Origin of the sequence: Achromobacter kerstersii (assembly GCF_902859595.1) — a bacterium.
GTDB classification, from domain to species: domain Bacteria; phylum Pseudomonadota; class Gammaproteobacteria; order Burkholderiales; family Burkholderiaceae_B; genus Achromobacter; species Achromobacter kerstersii.
Genome location: NZ_CADIJQ010000006.1, coordinates 246,315 through 263,287, shown reverse-complemented (window position 1 = coordinate 263,287; position 16,973 = coordinate 246,315). Strand labels below are relative to the sequence as shown.

15 protein-coding genes are annotated in these 16,973 nt (G+C 64.4%); 10 read left to right on the top strand and 5 right to left on the bottom strand.

From position 1 onward, the window contains the following. The first annotated feature begins 32 nt into the window (after positions 1-32). Positions 33-956 carry a LysR family transcriptional regulator gene (locus HV765_RS19140; RefSeq protein ID WP_175170640.1) on the top strand — a complete coding sequence of 308 codons (924 nt, stop codon included), beginning with the start codon at positions 33-35 and terminating at the stop codon, positions 954-956. Here the strand turns inward: HV765_RS19140 and dkgB are convergent. Continuing rightward, positions 953-1,756, bottom strand: a complete 804-nt coding sequence (gene dkgB / locus HV765_RS19135; protein WP_175170639.1) for a 2,5-didehydrogluconate reductase DkgB — start codon at positions 1,754-1,756, stop codon at positions 953-955. The two genes, HV765_RS19140 and dkgB, sit on opposite strands and share 4 nt — an antisense overlap. 124 nt (positions 1,757-1,880) lie before the next feature. Between dkgB and HV765_RS19130 the strand changes: the two genes are divergently transcribed. Beyond that, positions 1,881-2,783 (top strand): LysR substrate-binding domain-containing protein, encoded by a 903-nt coding sequence (locus HV765_RS19130; protein ID WP_175170638.1) that lies wholly within the window; start codon positions 1,881-1,883, stop codon positions 2,781-2,783. A 102-nt stretch (positions 2,784-2,885) separates the two neighbouring features. Next, positions 2,886-3,779, top strand: coding sequence for a DUF4261 domain-containing protein (locus HV765_RS19125; protein WP_175170637.1), 894 nt, complete (start codon positions 2,886-2,888; stop codon positions 3,777-3,779). Here the strand turns inward: HV765_RS19125 and HV765_RS19120 are convergent. Then, positions 3,763-4,992, bottom strand: a complete 1,230-nt coding sequence (locus HV765_RS19120; RefSeq protein WP_175170636.1) for an MFS transporter — start codon at positions 4,990-4,992, stop codon at positions 3,763-3,765. The two genes, HV765_RS19125 and HV765_RS19120, sit on opposite strands and share 17 nt — an antisense overlap. A gap of 98 nt (positions 4,993-5,090) precedes the next feature. Here HV765_RS19120 and HV765_RS19115 point away from each other — a divergent pair, with 98 nt between their 5' ends. Continuing rightward, positions 5,091-6,041, top strand: a complete 951-nt coding sequence (locus HV765_RS19115) for a LysR family transcriptional regulator (RefSeq protein ID WP_175170635.1) — start codon at positions 5,091-5,093, stop codon at positions 6,039-6,041. A 37-nt stretch (positions 6,042-6,078) separates the two neighbouring features. Here the strand turns inward: HV765_RS19115 and lhpI are convergent, their stop codons facing one another. Further along, the gene (gene lhpI, locus HV765_RS19110; RefSeq protein WP_175170634.1) at positions 6,079-7,020 is read right to left on the bottom strand and encodes a bifunctional Delta(1)-pyrroline-2-carboxylate/Delta(1)-piperideine-2-carboxylate reductase; all 942 of its coding nucleotides are present in this window, start codon (positions 7,018-7,020) and stop codon (positions 6,079-6,081) included. A gap of 404 nt (positions 7,021-7,424) precedes the next feature. Here lhpI and HV765_RS19105 point away from each other — a divergent pair, with 404 nt between their 5' ends. The 5 genes from HV765_RS19105 to HV765_RS19085 all read left to right on the top strand — a co-directional run bounded on the left by HV765_RS19105 (position 7,425) and on the right by HV765_RS19085 (position 14,245). Then, the gene (locus tag HV765_RS19105; RefSeq protein WP_054421119.1) at positions 7,425-8,363 is read left to right on the top strand and encodes an ABC transporter permease; all 939 of its coding nucleotides are present in this window, start codon (positions 7,425-7,427) and stop codon (positions 8,361-8,363) included. Next, positions 8,360-9,265 carry an ABC transporter permease gene (locus tag HV765_RS19100; RefSeq protein WP_245636246.1) on the top strand — a complete coding sequence of 302 codons (906 nt, stop codon included), beginning with the start codon at positions 8,360-8,362 and terminating at the stop codon, positions 9,263-9,265. Before HV765_RS19105 ends, HV765_RS19100 begins: the two co-directional genes overlap by 4 nt. Positions 9,266-9,345: 80 nt before the next feature. Further along, complete coding sequence (locus tag HV765_RS19095; RefSeq protein ID WP_054421121.1) at positions 9,346-10,923, top strand: ABC transporter substrate-binding protein; 1,578 nt, start codon at positions 9,346-9,348, stop codon at positions 10,921-10,923. A gap of 92 nt (positions 10,924-11,015) precedes the next feature. Next, complete coding sequence (locus HV765_RS19090) at positions 11,016-12,470, top strand: amidohydrolase family protein (RefSeq protein WP_175170633.1); 1,455 nt, start codon at positions 11,016-11,018, stop codon at positions 12,468-12,470. After that, positions 12,467-14,245: an ABC transporter ATP-binding protein gene (locus HV765_RS19085; protein WP_054421123.1), complete on the top strand. Its 1,779-nt coding sequence runs from the start codon at positions 12,467-12,469 to the stop codon at positions 14,243-14,245. The genes HV765_RS19090 and HV765_RS19085 overlap by 4 nt, the downstream gene beginning before the upstream one ends. Positions 14,246-14,281: 36 nt before the next feature. Here the strand turns inward: HV765_RS19085 and HV765_RS19080 are convergent, their stop codons facing one another. Then, positions 14,282-14,938: an aspartate/glutamate racemase family protein gene (locus HV765_RS19080; protein WP_175170632.1), complete on the bottom strand. Its 657-nt coding sequence runs from the start codon at positions 14,936-14,938 to the stop codon at positions 14,282-14,284. A gap of 92 nt (positions 14,939-15,030) precedes the next feature. Here HV765_RS19080 and HV765_RS19075 point away from each other — a divergent pair, with 92 nt between their 5' ends. Beyond that, positions 15,031-15,987: a LysR family transcriptional regulator gene (locus HV765_RS19075; RefSeq protein WP_054421125.1), complete on the top strand. Its 957-nt coding sequence runs from the start codon at positions 15,031-15,033 to the stop codon at positions 15,985-15,987. Here HV765_RS19075 and HV765_RS19070 read toward each other — a convergent pair. Further along, positions 15,984-16,916 carry an N-carbamoyl-D-amino-acid hydrolase gene (locus HV765_RS19070; RefSeq protein WP_175170696.1) on the bottom strand — a complete coding sequence of 311 codons (933 nt, stop codon included), beginning with the start codon at positions 16,914-16,916 and terminating at the stop codon, positions 15,984-15,986. The genes HV765_RS19075 and HV765_RS19070 overlap by 4 nt on opposite strands. Positions 16,917-16,973: the final 57 nt, after the last annotated feature.

Below are 16,973 nucleotides of genomic sequence, written 5' to 3'. Positions count from 1 at the left end.
ATTCTCTTGTTATTGATTTGCCAGGAATATAAATGCTGATCGACAGCCGATTGCTTCAGGTCTTTGCCGTGGTGGCCGAAGAGCTGCATTTTGGCCGCGCCGCGCAGCGGCTGCACCTGAGCCAGCCGCCATTGAGCCAAAGCGTGCGCAAGCTGGAAGAGGCATTGGGCGTGCAGCTGCTTGAGCGCACGACCCGGTCGGTCAGGCTGACGTCGGCGGGCGCTGAACTGCAACGCCGCATCCAGAAGATGGCGGTGGAACACGAGGCCACGCTACGCTATGTGCGCCAGGCGGCGCGGGGCGATGCGGGCCAGTTGACCATTGGCTTGACGCCGAGTGCGGCGTACTCAAACGTGCCGCAAGCGCTGTTTGCATTCCGCCAGCGCTATCCCGGCGTGATGCTGGATTTGCAAGAAATGAACTCCAGCGACATGCCCGATGCGCTGCATCAGCGCCGGCTGGACCTGGCGTTACTGCGTCCGCCTTTCGCCGATGCCGACCTGGCGCCGGTGCCGCTGTATGCCGAGCCGATGGTGCTGGCATTGCGCAACGATCACCCGCTGGCGGCCAAGCGCTGGGTAACGATGGCGCAGGTGCTGGAGTTGCCGCTGGTGGGTTATGCACGCGACCGCTCGCGTTACTTCAGCCAGGTGTTGCGGCAAATGATCGAAGCGGCGGGCAAGCCCGCCAACATCGTGCAGGAAAGCATGATTCCCACGATCCTGACCTTGGTCGAAGCGGGCTTTGGCGCCGCGGTGGTGCCGGCCTCGCTTGCGCGGATGCGCATGGACATCCTGGCTTACGTCGGTATTCGCGGGCCGGGCGCGTTTCGCGCAGAACTGGCCGCTGCCCGCCATCCGGATAATCCGAATCCGTTGATCGACGCGTTTGTGGCGATCATGCGGGAGAGCCCCGATAAACGCTTGGCCGGGGCGCGCGGCGGCCGCGCCGCTTAATCCCAAACCGCCGCCAACCCGTCCGGGCTGACTTCGCGGCCGTTCCTTTCCAGCGCAGCGATCTGCGCCATGTCTTCGCTCGTCAGGCGCAGTTGCTGCGCGAGCAGATTGCTGGCCAGGTTGTCGCGCTTGGTCGACGACGGGATCACCGAATACCCCAATTGCAAGGCCCAGGCCAGCGCCACTTGCGCAGGCGTGGCGTTGTGGCGGCTGGCGATTTGCTGGATGACGGGGTCTTTCAGCACCTTGCCGTAGGCGAGCGTCATGTAGGACGTTACATGGATGCCTTGTTCCTTCAGGAACGCGGTCAGTGCGGCGTTCTGCAGATAGGGGCTGAGTTCGATCTGGTTGGTGGCAATGGCGTCGCGGCCCACGGCGGCGATGGCGGCGCGGGTTTCAGCGATGGGGAAGTTCGAGATACCGATCTGGCGGGTCAGGCCTTGCGACTTGGCGTCGGCCAACGCGGTCATGAATTCGTCGACGGATACGCCGTTGCCGGGCGCGGGCCAATGGATGAGCGTCAGGTCGACGTAGTCGGTACGCAGTTTCGTCAGGCTGTCGCGCAGGCTCGCGGCAAGCTTGGCCTGTGAATAGTTCGGCACCCAGATCTTGGTGGTGATGAACAGGTCTTCGCGCGCCACGCCGGACTCGGCGATGGCCTGGCCCACTTCGGCCTCGTTCTCGTAGATTTGCGCGGTGTCGATCGCGCGGTAGCCGACGTCCAGCGCGTTGCGTACCGAGTCGATGACGACCTGGCCTTGCAAGCGGAACGTGCCGACGCCAAATGCGGGAATGCTCATGTAAAACTCCGGAGAAGATTCGGGGGGCCAGGCGCTTTCGGCCTGGGAATGACGCTAGTGTGCCCGCGAGATACTTGATGAAAAAGCCCGGTATTGGCGAAAGACTTTTGATATAACGTCAAATATGAAAACCACTCTCGACGAAATGCAGGTCTTTATTGCGGTCGTGGACAGCGGGTCCATCACCGCTGCCGCCGACGTGCTGGGGCAGACCATTTCCGCCACCAGCCGCACGATGAGCCGGCTGGAAGAGAAGCTGCAGACGACGCTGATGCGCCGCACCACGCGCCGGCTTGAGCTCACCGAAGAAGGCAAGACTTATCTGGAGCAGGTGCGGCGCATCATCGCGTCGGTGGAAGAAACCGAAGAACTCATGAACGTGCGCCGCAATCAGCCGGCGGGCCTGCTGCGTGTGGATGCGGCGTCGCCCTTCATGCTGCATGTGATTGCGCCGCTGGTGCCCGGTTACCGCAAGCGCTTTCCGCAGGTGGAGCTGGAGCTCAACAGCAACGAGGGCAATATCGACCTGCTTGAGCGCCGCACGGATCTGGCGATACGCATCGGACGGCTGAAGGATTCTTCGCTGCATGCGGTGCTGTTGGGCCACAGCCGCGTGCGCGTGCTGGCCAGCCCCGGCTATCTGGCGGCGCATGGCACGCCGAAGCGCGTGGCCGATCTGGCGTCGCATACGCTGCTGGGTTTTTCGCAGCTGGAATCGCTGAATGAATGGCCGCTGCTCGAAGCCGATGGGCAAGCCCTGCATGTGAAACCCGCCGTGCGCGCCTTCAGCGGTGAAACCTTGCGGCAGCTGGCGTTAAACGATGGCGGCGTTGTGTGCCTGTCGGATTTCATGACGCGCGGCGACCGCAAGGCGGGCACGTTGCAGCAACTGCTGGTCAAGCAGACGCAGGATGTCAGGCAACCGATCAACGCGGTGTATTACCGCAACACGGCGATATCGTCGCGCATCAAGTCGTTCATTGATTACGTGGTGCAGGCCGTGGGGCCGGACGGATTCGCCGAATAACCCCCACGGTGAGAGATGTGTCCAATGGAGACAAGGGCGTCTCGGGCGAAAAGGGCAAACGTATACTGCCCCCGTTTTTATTCTTACCGCCCCAGACACCCCATGAGCATCTTTTCCCGTTTCTTTGGCCGCAAGGAAGAATCCGCCGACGCACGTGCGCTGGCGGCCAACCCCGCCATCGAGAACCCGCTGAGCCTGCAAGTGTTGTTCGCTGCGCCCTTGGCCGTGACCGAAGACACGCTGGCGGCTGCCTTGCGCGGCTATCACCCGTCGATGAGCGATGCGCGCGCAGAAATTGCGCCGGACATGCCGGAATTCCTGGGCCTGGTCGGCTGGGGCAAGCATGTGGTGCGGCTGGTGGGTTTCAACGCGCCCTATCCCAAGGACGCGCTGGAAATGTGCGTGGCGCCGGCGCACTACCCGGCCACGGTGAAGGAAGAAATTCGCGCGCACGCCAGCCATCTCATCCTGTACTACGCGGGCTTTGAAGAAGACGTGCTGGAGCAATACGTGGCGCTGGCTGCGGTGGCGGGCGCGCTGACGAGCTTCAAGGCGATGGCGGTGATGAACGAACACGCGCATACGTCGTTGCCGGCGGGCGTGTTCGATGGCGAATCGCTGGGTGAAGAAAGCCTGGACCTCTTGCGCACGCTGCCGTTGACGATGCTGTATTGCGGCTTCGTGAAGTATGAAGTCGAAGGCGTGGAAGGCGTGTGGATGCGCACCTATGGCGCAGACCAATTCGGCCTGCCCGACTTCGCCGCGCTGGCCCAGGGCCACCACGAAGGCGAGTACTACTCGGACATCTTCAACAATATCCTGGGCTACATGCGCGACAGCGGCGCTGAGCTGGCCGCCGGGCATACGATGCAGATCGGCGAGAACGCCTATATGAAGTTGCGCGCGCCCGCCCAGGAAGAGTATTACCTGGACGGGCCCGGCGTGGTGCTGGTGGCCGAGATCATCACGGCCGACGAGATCAACGCGCCGGAGTAAGCGCCACGCCGCGGCGCGCGCCCGGCCATACGCGCATGCCCAGCGCCAAGGCCGCCGCGCCTGCCGCCACCACGGTGACGCCCGTCCAGCCCCAGTGCGCCAGCGCCAGGCTGCCCAAGGCACCCCCTGCCGCCATGCCGATGAATACGCCCGTCATCAGGATGGCGTTAAGACGGCTGCGTGCGGCGGGGTCGATGCCGTAGACGATGCTTTGATGCGCGATCAGCGAGGTCTGGATGCCCAGGTCAAAGCCGATGGCGCTGCCCGCAATCAACCACAGCGCGGCATGCGGCGACAGGAACGGCAGGAAGATCATCGCGGCAAACGACACCATCGTCAGCCCCGCGCCCAGGCTGGCCACGGCCAGCGGGCCGCGGGTGTCGGCCACGCGGCCAGCCAGCGGCGCGGCCAATGCGCCCGCCGCACCCGCCAGACCAAACGCGCCCGCCGCGCCTGCACCCAGGTGAAACGGTGCGCCATGCAGCATCACCGCCAACGTCGACCAGAACGCGCTGAAGCCCAGCGACAGCAAGCCCTGCGCCGTGGCGGCGCGGCGCAGGCCGGGGTGTTGGCGCCACAGGGTGGCAAGCGACGCGAGCAAGGCCGCGTAAGACAACTGTGCAGTCGGCACGAAGCGCGGCAGGCCACGCCACAACGCCGCGCCCAACGCCACGATGGTGACCGCGGCCGCCACGAACATGGCGCGCCAGCCAAATTGCTCGGCGACAAAACCGCTGACCACGCGTGACAGCAGAATGCCCAGCAGCAGGCCGGTCATGACCGTGCCGACGATCTTGCCGCGTTGTTCAACGGGCGCCAGATGGGCGGCGGCGGGCACGATGTCTTGCGCCAAGGTGGCCGACAGGCCGACGACGAAACTTGCCGCCAGCAGCACGCCAATGGATGGCGACACGGCGGCGGCCAGCAGCGCCAGGCTCAGCACGGCGGCCTTGATCAGGATGATGTGCTTGCGGTCATGGCGGTCACCCAGCGGCGCCAGCATCAGGATGCCGAAGGCATAGCCCAGCTGCGTCAGCGTGGGAATCCAGCCCAGCGTTTCAGCGCTGGCGTGGATGTCCACGCCCAGCACGCCCAGCATGGGCTGGCTGTAATACAGGGACGCAACCGACAGGCCCGCGCCGATGGCAAGCAGGAAAACCAGGCCGCTGGATAGCGTGCTGGCTGGATGGGAGGCAGAGGTTTGGGAAGACATGATGGGCTATCCGAGGGATCGAGTACGGGGCAAATTCTGGGCTTCCGGCCCGCGTTTTGGTAGCCAACCTAGGGGTACATCCGTTATACGATAGGCGTATGACCACCCCTGCCCTGACCGCCGCGGCCGGCACCGACCGCATGCTGCTGATCGAAACTTTCGTGCGTATCGTCGAGGCCGGCAGCCTGTCAGCCGCTGCCGCGCAGATGGGCGGCACGCAGCCGACCGTCAGCCGCCGATTGCAATTGTTGGAGCGCACCTTTGGGGTGCGCTTGTTGCAACGGTCCACGCATGCCATCCGCCTGACCGAAGATGGGCAGCGCTGCTACGAACGCGCCAAGGAACTGATCGCAACGTGGCAGTCCTTTGAAAGCGAGGTGCGTGGCGCGGGCGATGAACCCATCGGCACGTTGCGCGTGGTGGCCCCGCATGCGTTCGGCCAGGACCAATTCGTGGAGCCGCTGGCGCGATATCTGAAGCAGTATCCGAACATGCGCGTGGAATGGCTGCTGCATGACCGCATGCCCGACCTGATTGCCGAGAACGTGGATTGCGCGATTCGGGTGGGCGCGGTGACGGACCCGTCAGTCATTGCCGTGAAGTTGGGCGAGGTGCCGCGCATCGTGATCGCGTCGCCCGATCTGTTGCACGGCGCGCCCGTGCCGCAAGAACCTGCCGAGCTGGCGCGCTTGCCGTGGCTGGCGCTGCGTACGTTCTATCGCACCGAAGTCAGCCTGACGCATTGCACGACGGGTGCGACGGAACGCTTCGGCATTCAGCCGCGCTTATCCACCGATGGGCTGCATGCGTTGCGCAAGTCGGCCGTGCTGGGGCTGGGCGTGGCCTTGGGATCGGCGTGGGCGATGCAGGACGATTTGGCTGCGGGCCGCTTGGTGCATCTGGCGCCCGAGTGGCGCGCAGACGCTTTGCCCGTGTTCCTGGTGTATGCGCCGTCGCGCTTTCAGCCGGCGCGGCTGCGCCGCTTTATCGAAATCATGCGCGAGCATCTGCCGGTGGAATTGGCGGAGTCGGACAGGGATCGCATTTGACCCATGCAACACCCGCGCTTCACCTGCGCATCTCCCCTCAAGCCGCGTCGCTCACCGCCTCATACACCAACGTCGCCAGCGTCAAATCCTCCAGCGCGCTGCCCACGGCCTTGAACACCGTAATCTCGTCATCACGTTGCCGGCCCGGACGTTGTCCCGTCGTCAACTGATGCAAATCTCCTTGAATCGCGTCTAGCGTCAGCACGCCCGCATCGAAAGCGGACAGCAGATCGCCGGACTTGGTCGGCGCTTCATCCGTGTCCACGTACACCGTCGTGCCGTCAAAGCAGGCGGGGTCAGTTTCGCGCATTTCGGGTTTGAAGCTGCCGATCAAATCCAGGTGTACGCCGGGGCGCAGCCACGCGCCCTGGATCAGCGGCACGGTGGACAGCGTGGCGCAGCTGATGATGTCGGCCTGGCGCGCGGCGGCTTCCAGGTCGGTCGTGGCGTCGGCGTCAAAGCCTTGTTCGCGCAGGCTCGCCGCCAGCGCGTCGGCGCCGGCTGCGCGCACGTTCCACACCAGCACACGTTCAATCGGGCGCACGGTGCGCATGGCTTGCGCGACCAGCCCCGCGATGCGGCCCGACCCCACGATCAACAACGTGCGGGCGTCCTGTCTTGCCAGATAGTCCGCGCCCAACGCCGCCGCGCCCGCCGTGCGGTAAACGGTGACGATGTCGCCGTCGACTTGGGCAATGGGCACGCCGGTGGTGGCGCTGTACAGGTTGTAGGTGGCGTGCAGGCCCGGCAAGCCCTGATGCGTGTTCTCGGGAAAGATGTTGATGATCTTCACGCCGAAATAACCGCGGTCGCTCCATGCGGGCATGATCAGCGTGGTGCCATGCGCCGTGCCGGACTGGATGGCGTGGACGTGGCGGGGCGGCACGGTGGCGCCGTCGCGAAACGCGTCCCGCAAGGCGGGAATGACGGCGTCAAAGGACAGCGCGTTGCGGGTCTGTTCAGTGTCGATAAAGCGCATGGGATCACTGCCTGAAAGGGGTCAATCAATCAAAGGGCCGCAGGCAGTCTAGCAGCGCGTCCCCGGGCGGGTCCCTGGCAGGCCGTTCGCGGCTATCAATCTTTGCGCAGGCGTCATAACGCCCCGTTATCGGATGCCCTTTTGTGCGGTGCTCCGAATGCGCATAAATACATTGCAGATCAAGGGTTTGCGATGCGGAAGCGGCGATGTGCGCCATTCGCTTCATAGTGGATTTCCCTGGGTCCACGCGGCTCGGGCGCACTGGCATTCTTCGACCACCGTAAGCCCCCGGGGCGCACCAAGAGAGGTTGCTTTATGCCGAGATCCGTTCACCCTGCCGCCGCACAGTCCCTGCCGGGCTGCTGCAACGGCGGGCCGAATTCCGCGACCGGAGTTCGCGTCGCATGATCCGGCAACTGCTTAACCGTCTGTACATTTCCCTGCCCGTGCTGCTGGGCGTGATCGTGGTGTGCTTCGTGCTGCTGCAAGTGGCGCCCGCCGACCCCGCCGCCGTTATCGCCGGCCCGACCGCGTCCGCCGACGAACTGGCGCAGGTGCGCCAGGAGCTTGGTCTGGACAAGCCGCTCGCCGTGCAGCTGACCGGCTACATGTGGCGTCTGGTGCATCTGGACCTGGGCCGCTCGATGATTTCGAACGTGCCCGTCATCGATGAAATCGGCAGCACCATCGGGGCCACCGTTGAATTGATGCTGGCCAGCGTGATCTGGTCGATACCGCTGGCGATCCTGCTGGGCACGCTGGCGGCGTATCGCCGCGGCAAGTTGATCGATCGATTCGTCATGACCTTGTCAGTCGTCGGCGTGTCGCTGCCTGTGTTCTGGGTGGGCCTGCTGCTGGTGCAGCACGTGGGCGGGGCCGGCATCCTGCCTTACATCGGCCGCAACGGCCCATTGTGGACGCTGGCCGGGCTGGAATCCATTGCGCTACCCGCGCTGACGCTGGGCTCGGTGCTGATCGGGCCGGTTGCGCGCATCACGCGCACTGCCGTGATCGAAACGCTGAGCGGTGATTACGTGCGCACGGCGCGCGCCAAGGGGGCGGGCGAGTCCCGCGTGGTGCTGCGCCATGCGTTGCGCAACGCGCTGCTGCCGATCGTGACGCTGGTGGGCCTGCAAGTGGGCAACCTGCTGGGCGGCGCGGTGGTGACCGAACAGATCTATTCCTGGCCCGGCGTGGGCCGCATGGCGGTGGGCGCCATCTTCGCTGGCGACTTTCCGCTGGCGCAAGGCGCGATTCTGGTCACGGCGCTGGGCTTCATCATCATCAACCTGATCGTGGATCTGCTTTACGGCTACCTGGACCCGCGAGGACACAAATCATGAGCGCAGGTTCGACTTCTTCGATGGGCGCCTTGCCGCCCCAGGCCATGGCCACGCCGCTGGCGCGCATCGGCGCCCGGCTGCGCCGCGATCCGATTCTGCTGCTATCGCTGCTGGCGGTCATCGCCATCTTGCTGACTGCGCTGTTCGCGCCGTGGCTTGCGCCGCATGATCCGTACTCCACCAACATGTCCATCGCGCGCAAGCTGCCGGGCTGGGTGTCGTCCGACGGCATCACGTATCTGCTGGGCACCGATGTGCAGGGCCGAGACATCCTGTCGCGCATCATCTACGGCATCCGCGCCACCTTGCTGCTGAGCGTGCTGGCGGTGATTGGCGGGTCGGGTATCGGCGCCATCCTGGGCATCCTGGCGGCGTACTACCGGCCGCTGGAAGGCGTGATCATGCGCGTCGTGGACGTGCTGCTGTCGTTTCCCGCCATTCTCTTCGGCCTGAGCCTGTCGGCGCTGCTGGGGCCTGGCACCGTGGCGATGGTGCTGGCGTTGGGCGTGTCGGCCATTCCCGGCATGGCGCGCATTGCACGCGGCTCCGCCATGGTGGTGATGAAGCAGGAATACATGGAAGCTGGCCATGCCATGGGCTTTGGCAACTTCTACCTGATCACGCGCTACCTGCTGCCGAACTGCTCGTCCATGCTGATGATCTACGCGACGCTGCAACTGGGCCACACGATTCTGCTGGGTTCGGTGCTGTCATTTCTGGGCCTGGGTCCGCAGCCGCCGTTTGCCGAGCTGGGCAGCATGGCCGCCGATGGCCGCAAGTTTCTGCAGATCTTCCCGCACATCTCCACCATTCCCACGATGACGATCTTCTTCATCGTGCTGGCCTTCAACTTGCTGGGCGACAGCTTGCGCGATGCGCTCGACCCAAAGTTGCGCTTTTGACCCGCGCTCTTGACCCGCGCTTTTGATCCGCGCCAGAACCACATCACGCCACAACACACCACAACGGGGAATCCACCACCATGACGTTCATCAAAGGCCTGGCCGTTGCGCCCTTGGCGCTGACCTGCCTGCTCGCCGCACCGACGCACGCCGTCGCCCAAACTGACAAGACGGTGCTGATCCTGCGCGAGCTGGACACCGACAAATACGACCCGCATCGCACCACCGCGCGGGGCGCGGCTGAAGTGCTGTTCATGGCCGCCGACACCATGGTCGGCCTGGACTACGACATGAAGACGCCGGTGCCGGCGCTGGCCAAGAGCTGGACGGTGTCGCCCGATGGCCTGACCTACACCTTTGCGCTGCGCGACAACGTGACGTTTTGCAGCGGCAAGAAGATGACCGCCAAAGACGTGGTGGCCAGCTACGAGCGTTGGCTGAACCCGGAAACCAAAGGCCTGGAGCGCTGGCGCGCCGGCCCCGTCGACAGCATCACCGCGCCCGATGATGTCACCGTCGTCTACAAGCTGAAGAAGCCCTACAACGAGCTCTTGCAGCAGATGGCGCACTACATGCACTCGGTCATCAACATCGATCAGGTCAAGGAACTGGGCCCGGACTACGGCGTGAAAGCCTTTGACGGCACGGGCCCGTATTGCTTCCAGAGCTGGTCGCCGCGCAACGAAGTCGTACTGACCAAGCATGCCGGCTACAACTGGGGCCCGTCGATCTACAAAGACCCGACGCCCAAGGTCGACAAGATCATCTGGAAGATCGTGCCCGAAGAAAGCACCCGCCTGACCGCGTTGCAAAGCGGGCAAGCCGACTTGTCGCGCTATCTGCCGCAATGGGCCATCAAAGACCTGAAGGCCGACAAGCGCCTGTTCGTCAGCCGCGCCGACCCGTTCTACTGGACGTTCTTCCTGGGCTTCAAGATCGACAAGCCCATGCTGACCGACGTGAACGTGCGCCGCGCCATCAATCTGGCGATCAACCGCCAGGCGTTGACCGAAGCCATCACCTTCGGCGAAGCGCAACCGGCGACCAGCATGCTGGCTACTAAAACGCCCGCCGGCAGCAATGACGCCTACCGCTACGACCCGGCTGCGGCCAACAAGCTGCTGGACGAAGCCGGCTGGAAGAAGGGGCCTGACGGCTACCGCTACAAAGACGGCCAGAAGTTGTCGCTGCTGCACTACGGCATCACCGGCTACTGGAAAGACATCATGGAAGCCGTGCAAGGCGACATGAAGAAAGTGGGCGTGGACCTGCGCGTGCAGCTGTTCGATTCGACCTCCGCCTGGGGCAAGCTGGCCACGCAGGAATTCGATGAATTCAGCATGAGCTTTGGCTACATGAGCACGGGCGAAGCGCTGAACAGCTACTTCCTGTCCAACAGCGTGCCCACGCCCAACCGCATGAACTGGAAAGACCCCGAGACCGACAAGTGGCTGGCCGAAGGCAGCGAGGCGCTGGACCCGGCCGCGGGCGACGCCATCGTGTCCAAGGCGTTGACGAAGATCTCGGACGGCGCTGCGTGGATTCCGCTGTATCACGACTCGATGTACCTCGTGGGCGGCCCGCGCATGAAGCCGATGAAGGCGCATGGCATCTTCGGTGCTGCGGCCTACAAGGGTCTGGACATCGCGTTCAAGTAAACGACGCCCCTGCGGCGCGGCCGGTGCCGCGCCGCAGGGGCTGCTTCGCCTCTTCATCGTTCCCCATCTTCAAGCTGTACTGAGAGCCTGCCGTGAGCGACACCAATCAAGCCCGCATTACCCACTTCAAGAACCTGTCCACGCTCGTCGCGTGGGATGCCGAACTGGGTTCGCACGTCTACATCGAAAACGCCGATCTGGTGATGCGCGGCAACACCGTCATCCACGCGGGCACCGGGTACGCCGGGCCGGCGGATAACGTCGTCGCGGGCCATGGCCTGATGGCCATGCCGGGTCTGGTCAACGTGCATACGCATCCGTCGTCGGAACCCGGCAACCGCGGCCTGCTCGAAGAGTTGGGCAGCGACAAGCTGGGCCAGAGCTCGTTGTACGAGTACATGCCCGTCTTCCGCATGGGCATCGAGACCGCGCAATATTCCAACCAGGTCGCCATATCGGAAATGCTGCTGTCGGGCGTGACCACGTTCGTGGACATGTCGCTGCCGCGCCCAGGTTGGGCCGACGTCGTGGCCGGCACCGGCATCCGTGGCGTGCTGGGTCCGATGTTCCGTTCCGCCGCATGGCGCACCACCGACGGCCACTCGGTGGAATACACCTGGGACGAGGCCAGCGCCGTTAAATCTTTCGAAGCTGCGCTGGACGTAGTGAATAGCGCCATCGATCATCCAAGCGGCCGTCTGAGCGCCATGCTGTGCCCCTCGCAGGTGGACACATGTACGCCCGAACTGCTGAAGGAAGCGCAGGCCGCCGCGCGCAGCCTGGGCATCCCCATGCAGATTCACGCCGCGCAAAGCGTGGTGGAATTTTCCGAGATGACGCGCCGCCATGGCCGCACGCCCATCGAATGGCTGGACGATCAGGGCTTGCTGGACCCCGACCTGATCATCGGCCACGGCATCTTCCTGAACGATCACCGCACGCTGTACTGGCCGCATGCCGACGACTTCGGCCTGCTGCAACGCTCTGGCGCGCACGTGGCGCACTGTCCCACGGTGTTCGTGCGCCGCGGTATTGCGATGAGCTTCCTGGGCCGCTACCTGCGCGCCAGTATCAACGTGGGCATTGGCACCGACACCTTCCCGCACAACATGCTCGATGAGATGCGCCTGGCCTGCTATGTGGCCCGTTTGCAGGCCGGCCATTTCCGCGCCGCATCCACCGAAGAAGTGTTCAATGCCGCAACGGTGAACGGCGCCAAGATGCTGGGCCGCGACGACATCGGCCGCATCAAGGTGGGCGGCAAGGCCGACTTTTCGCTGGTCGACTTGTCACACCCCTACATGCGCCCTGGCCGGGAACCGTTGCGCAGCCTGATCTATTCGGCTGGCGACCGCGCCATCCGCGACGTGTATGTGGACGGTGAACAGGTCGTGAAGAACGGCGAACTGCTGACCATCGACATCGAGCGCTGCATGCAGGAAGTGGAACGCGCGCAGGCGCAGACGATCGCGACGGTGTCGCAGCGCGACTACGCGGGACGCAGCATCGACGCCATGTCGCCGCGCGTGTTCCCCAGCCGCGCATGACGGAGAGCGCCTTGAACAACGAGACACTACTGGCGGTGGAAGGCCTGAGCGTGGCGTTTGGCGCCCGCGCCAACCCGTACCGCGCTGTGAAGTCGCTGGACTTCACCATCGGGCGTGGTGAAACGGTGGCGCTGGTGGGCGAGTCGGGGTCGGGCAAGTCGGTGACGGCGCTGTCCATCTTGCGCCTGATCGAACGCGCGGGCGGCCGCATCGCCACGGGCGCGGCGCGCTTTGTGCCGCGCGACGGCCAGGAAGTGGACCTGTTCAAGCTGCCGGAGTCCAAGCTGCGCCGCATCCGCGGCAACGAGATCTCGATGATCTTCCAGGAACCCATGACATCGCTGAACCCGGTGATGACGGTGGGCGACCAGTTGGCCGAGGTCTATCTGCTGCATCAGGACATCTCGCGCGAGGAAGCCTGGAAGAAGGCCGAAGCCATGCTGGTGGCGGTGAAGATGTCGGAACCGCAGCGTCGCATGACGCAGTATCCCGGTGACTTGTCCGGCGGCATGCGCCAACGCGTGATGATCGCGATGGCCTTGGCCTGCCGTCCGCAGCTGCTGATCGCCGACGAGCCGACCACCGCGCTGGACGTCACGGTGCAGGCCGAAATCATCGACTTGATCCGCGACCTGCAACGCGAAGTCGGCATGGCGGTGCTGTTCATCACGCACGATATGGGCGTGGTGGCTGAAATTGCAGACCGCGTGGTCGTGATGCGCCATGGCGACAAGGTCGAGGAAAACGCCACCGTGGCGCTGTTCGACGCGCCGCAACAGCCGTACACGCGTGACCTGCTGGCCGCCGTGCCCAAGCTGGGCGATGGGTCGCCTGACGAAGCCGTGGTGCACGACCGCCCCGCCGTGCTGGAAGTGGCGGGCCTGGCCAAGCGCTTTCCCGTGAAGGCGGGCGCGTTCGGCAAGGTGGTGGCCAACGTGCATGCGGTGGAAGGCGTGTCGTTCACGCTGCGCGCGGGCGAGACGCTGGCGCTGGTGGGTGAGTCCGGGTCGGGCAAGTCGACCACCGGACGCTTGCTGATGAAGCTGGTGCAGCCGACCGAAGGCGTGATCCGCCTGGCGGGCCAGGACGTCACGCATATGTCGCCCGACAAGATGCGCGACATGCGGCGGCATATTCAGATGATTTTCCAAGACCCCTACGCGTCCTTGAACCCGCGCCTGCATGCGTGGGACTTGGTCAGCGAGCCGTTGAAAGTACACGGCGGCTACACGCGCGAACAGCGCCGTGAACGCGCCGCGCAGCTGCTTGAACGCGTCAACCTGCCGCGTGAATTCCTGGACCGTTATGCGCACCAGTTTTCAGGCGGACAACGCCAGCGCCTGTGCATTGCACGCGCGCTATCGGTGAACCCGAAGATCATCGTGGCGGATGAACCGGTGTCGGCGCTGGACGTTTCCGTGCAGGCCCGCGTGATTGAACTGATGAAGGAATTGCAGGCCGAGATGGGCTTGTCGTACCTGTTCATTTCGCACGATATGGCCGTGGTGGAGAAGGTCAGCCACCGGGTTGCGGTCATGTATATGGGCCAGATCGTTGAGATCGGACCCACGCAGGAAGTGCTGCATCGGCCGCGTCATCCCTACACGCAGCGGCTGCTGTCGGCGGTGCCGATTCCCGATCCGGCGCGCCGCCATCAACGCACGGTGCGCGCGGCGCGGGATATCCCCAGCCCGATCCGCAAGGTGGGCGACAACCCGCACGTGGCAGAACTGGTGCAGGTCGCCGCAGGGCATTTTGTGCAGCAGGCGGCGTGATGAATGGCGCGCGATGGCGCGCCATCCATACTCTTCCTATCGGCTGAACACCCTTCCCGCCGCCATCGCCACCGCCGCCTGCGTGGGCTCCACTACCGGCAGGCCGCATGCGTCTTCCAGCCGGCCACGCAGGTCGGCCATGCCGGCGCAGCCCATGATCAGCACCTCGGCGCCATGCGCATCGCGCAGCGTCTTGCCCACCGTCGCCATGCGCGCGAACGCCAGCTCGGCGTCGGCCAGCTCGCTGACTTTCATATCCAGCGACAACTCCGCGCAGATACGATCGGCCACACCCATCGCGCGGAAATAGCGCAGGTGGCGTGGCACGGACGCGGCGGCGATGGCGATGACGCCGATGCGCGTCGCCATGCTCATGGCCGTCAACACCGAACTTTCACCGATGCCCAGCACCGGCGCGGACACCAGGTCGCGCAGCCCATGCAGGCCGGGGTCGCTGAAGCAGGCGACGATGAACGCATCCGTCGTGTCGGCTTCTTGCAGAAACAACTGCGCCATCGGCGCGATGCTGGCGTCGGCTTCTGCCTGGGTCTGAATGCCGGCGGGCCCGCCTGTCGACGTCAGGCAGCGGAACTCCAACGGCAGGCGCTGGAACGGCACCACCGCCTGGGCGATGGCGTCGGTGACCTTGGTCAGCGAATTCGGGTTGACGAGCGTGATGCGAGCGGTGGACATGATTGAGTAGAATCCCTGCAAAAGAAGCGGAAAAAAATGCGGCGCAAACGCGCGCTGACCCTACCGCTCAGGTCAAGAGGAAAGAAAGCAGCATGTCTGAATTACCCGGGAAGGTCCGGTCTGGCCCGCTGAACCTGCGGCAGATCGAGGTGTTTCACGCCATCATGATCACGGGCTCGCTTAGCGCCGCCGGGCGGCTGCTGCATGTGACGCAGCCCGCCATCAGCCGCGTCTTGGCGTCGATAGAACTGCGCTTGGGCTACGCGCTGTTTGAACGGTTCAAAGGCCGCCTGCATCCCACCAAGGAAGCGCGCAAACTTTTCCAGGAAGTGGAATCCATTCAGGCGGGCGTCAACCGGCTGAACGACATGGCTGCTGGCATGGCGGGCCATGGCGGCGGGCTGGTCAGCGTGGTGTCCAGCCCCAGCTTCGGCGAATGGCTGATCCCGGCGGCGACGGCGAAGTTCTGCGCGCGCAACCCGGGCGTGCGCATCCGCTATCGCCCATTGGGCATGGATGCGCTGCTGCCCCAGCTGCTGCTGGGGCATGCGGACATCGCTATCTCTACCTTCAAGCCCGAGCATCCCAACCTGATCACCAGCGAGCTCGCGCAGGGCGAGATCGTCTGCGTGCTGCCCGCGGGCCATCGGCTCGCGCGCGAAAGCGTCATCCATCCGGCGATGCTGGCTGGCGAGATGCTGGTGGGCTACGGCCGTGATACGCCGCTGGGCGAAACCTTGTTCAACTACCTGGAACCCTTGGGCCAGGCGGTCACGCCAGCCATCGAGGTGCGTTCGTCCCAGACGGCGTGTTCGTTCGTGCGCCAGGGCGTCGGTGTGGCCCTGGTGGATTCGTACGGCCTCACGGATACGTTGATGCACGGCATCGTGGTGCGTCGTATCGAGCCAGCGATTTCGTTGTCCGTGCACGTGTCCCATTCCCGGATCGAACCTCCGCCATCCATCGCCAAGGCGTTTCTGACGCAGTTTTCCCAGATCGTCAAAAAAGAATTGCCTGCCATGACGCAGGCAATCATCAACCGGGCTTAAACCACTTCTGGCACGGGCAGCGGTTCGCCCGCGCCGGTGCGTTCGGTGATCAGCTTGTAGTGGTGCGGGCTGCGATGCTTGGCGAAGTTGAACACGTGGTCGCGGAAGGTCTGGCCCATGCCCAGGTCGATCTTCGCGGTGATGACTTCGTCTTCCTCGCCGCTGGAACGCGCCACGATTTCGCCCGACGGCGCCACGATCATCGAGCTGCCGATCATGTGGTGGCCGTCTTCATGGCCGCACTTGGCGGCGGCGCCGACCCACACCGCGTTCTGATACGCGCTGGCTTGCAGCACGATTTCGTGCGTGGTGGTGCGCCAGTGCGCGGGCTCGTCCCAGTGGATGTTCAACGACGGCGTGTTGTAGCCCAGCACGATCAGCTCGGCGCTTTGCAGCGACATCACGCGATACGTCTCGGGCCAGCGGCGGTCATTGCACAGGCACATGCCGATCTTGACGTCGTTGGTCTCCCACACGCCAAAGCCCAGGTCGCCCACTTCAAAGAACTTCTTCTCCAGATGCTGGAACGGCGCGTCGACCTTGTGGTCCGAGTGGCCGGGCAAGTGAATCTTGCGGTACTTGCCGATGATCTTTGCGCTGCGGTCGACCAGGATGGCGGTGTTGAACTGGCGGCCTTCCGGCGTCAGCTCGGCATAGCCCAGATAAAAGCCGATGCCCAGCTCGCGCGCCGTGTCGAACAGCGGCTGCACATCGGCGTTGGGCATGGTTTTTTCGAAGTAGCGGTCGACAGCTTCGGCGTCTTCCATCCAGTAGCGCGGGAAGAACGTCGTCAGCGCCAGTTCCGGGAACACGACGAATTCGGCTTTGCGGGCGGCGGCCTCGCGCATCATGTCGACCAGGCGGCGCACGACCACCGCGCGGGTGTCGGCCAGGTTCACGGCGCCCATCTGGGCGACCGCCAGGCCCATTTTGCGGGAGGGGGTTGCGTTGCTCACGATATCAATCTCCAGGGTGTTCTTATCGAA

Excerpts from the sequence above, each read along its gene's own strand:
- HV765_RS19140 (WP_175170640.1), top strand. The coding sequence starts at position 33 with ATGCTGATCGACAGCCGATTGCTTCAGGTCTTTGCCGTGGTGGCCGAA.
- dkgB (WP_175170639.1), bottom strand. The coding sequence starts at position 1,756 with ATGAGCATTCCCGCATTTGGCGTCGGCACGTTCCGCTTGCAAGGCCAG.
- HV765_RS19130 (WP_175170638.1), top strand. The coding sequence starts at position 1,881 with ATGAAAACCACTCTCGACGAAATGCAGGTCTTTATTGCGGTCGTGGAC.
- HV765_RS19125 (WP_175170637.1), top strand. The coding sequence starts at position 2,886 with ATGAGCATCTTTTCCCGTTTCTTTGGCCGCAAGGAAGAATCCGCCGAC.
- HV765_RS19120 (WP_175170636.1), bottom strand. The coding sequence starts at position 4,992 with ATGTCTTCCCAAACCTCTGCCTCCCATCCAGCCAGCACGCTATCCAGC.
- HV765_RS19115 (WP_175170635.1), top strand. The coding sequence starts at position 5,091 with ATGACCACCCCTGCCCTGACCGCCGCGGCCGGCACCGACCGCATGCTG.
- lhpI (WP_175170634.1), bottom strand. The coding sequence starts at position 7,020 with ATGCGCTTTATCGACACTGAACAGACCCGCAACGCGCTGTCCTTTGAC.
- HV765_RS19105 (WP_054421119.1), top strand. The coding sequence starts at position 7,425 with ATGATCCGGCAACTGCTTAACCGTCTGTACATTTCCCTGCCCGTGCTG.
- HV765_RS19100 (WP_245636246.1), top strand. The coding sequence starts at position 8,360 with ATGAGCGCAGGTTCGACTTCTTCGATGGGCGCCTTGCCGCCCCAGGCC.
- HV765_RS19095 (WP_054421121.1), top strand. The coding sequence starts at position 9,346 with ATGACGTTCATCAAAGGCCTGGCCGTTGCGCCCTTGGCGCTGACCTGC.
- HV765_RS19085 (WP_054421123.1), top strand. The coding sequence starts at position 12,467 with ATGACGGAGAGCGCCTTGAACAACGAGACACTACTGGCGGTGGAAGGC.
- HV765_RS19080 (WP_175170632.1), bottom strand. The coding sequence starts at position 14,938 with ATGTCCACCGCTCGCATCACGCTCGTCAACCCGAATTCGCTGACCAAG.
- HV765_RS19075 (WP_054421125.1), top strand. The coding sequence starts at position 15,031 with ATGTCTGAATTACCCGGGAAGGTCCGGTCTGGCCCGCTGAACCTGCGG.
- HV765_RS19070 (WP_175170696.1), bottom strand. The coding sequence starts at position 16,916 with ATGGGCCTGGCGGTCGCCCAGATGGGCGCCGTGAACCTGGCCGACACC.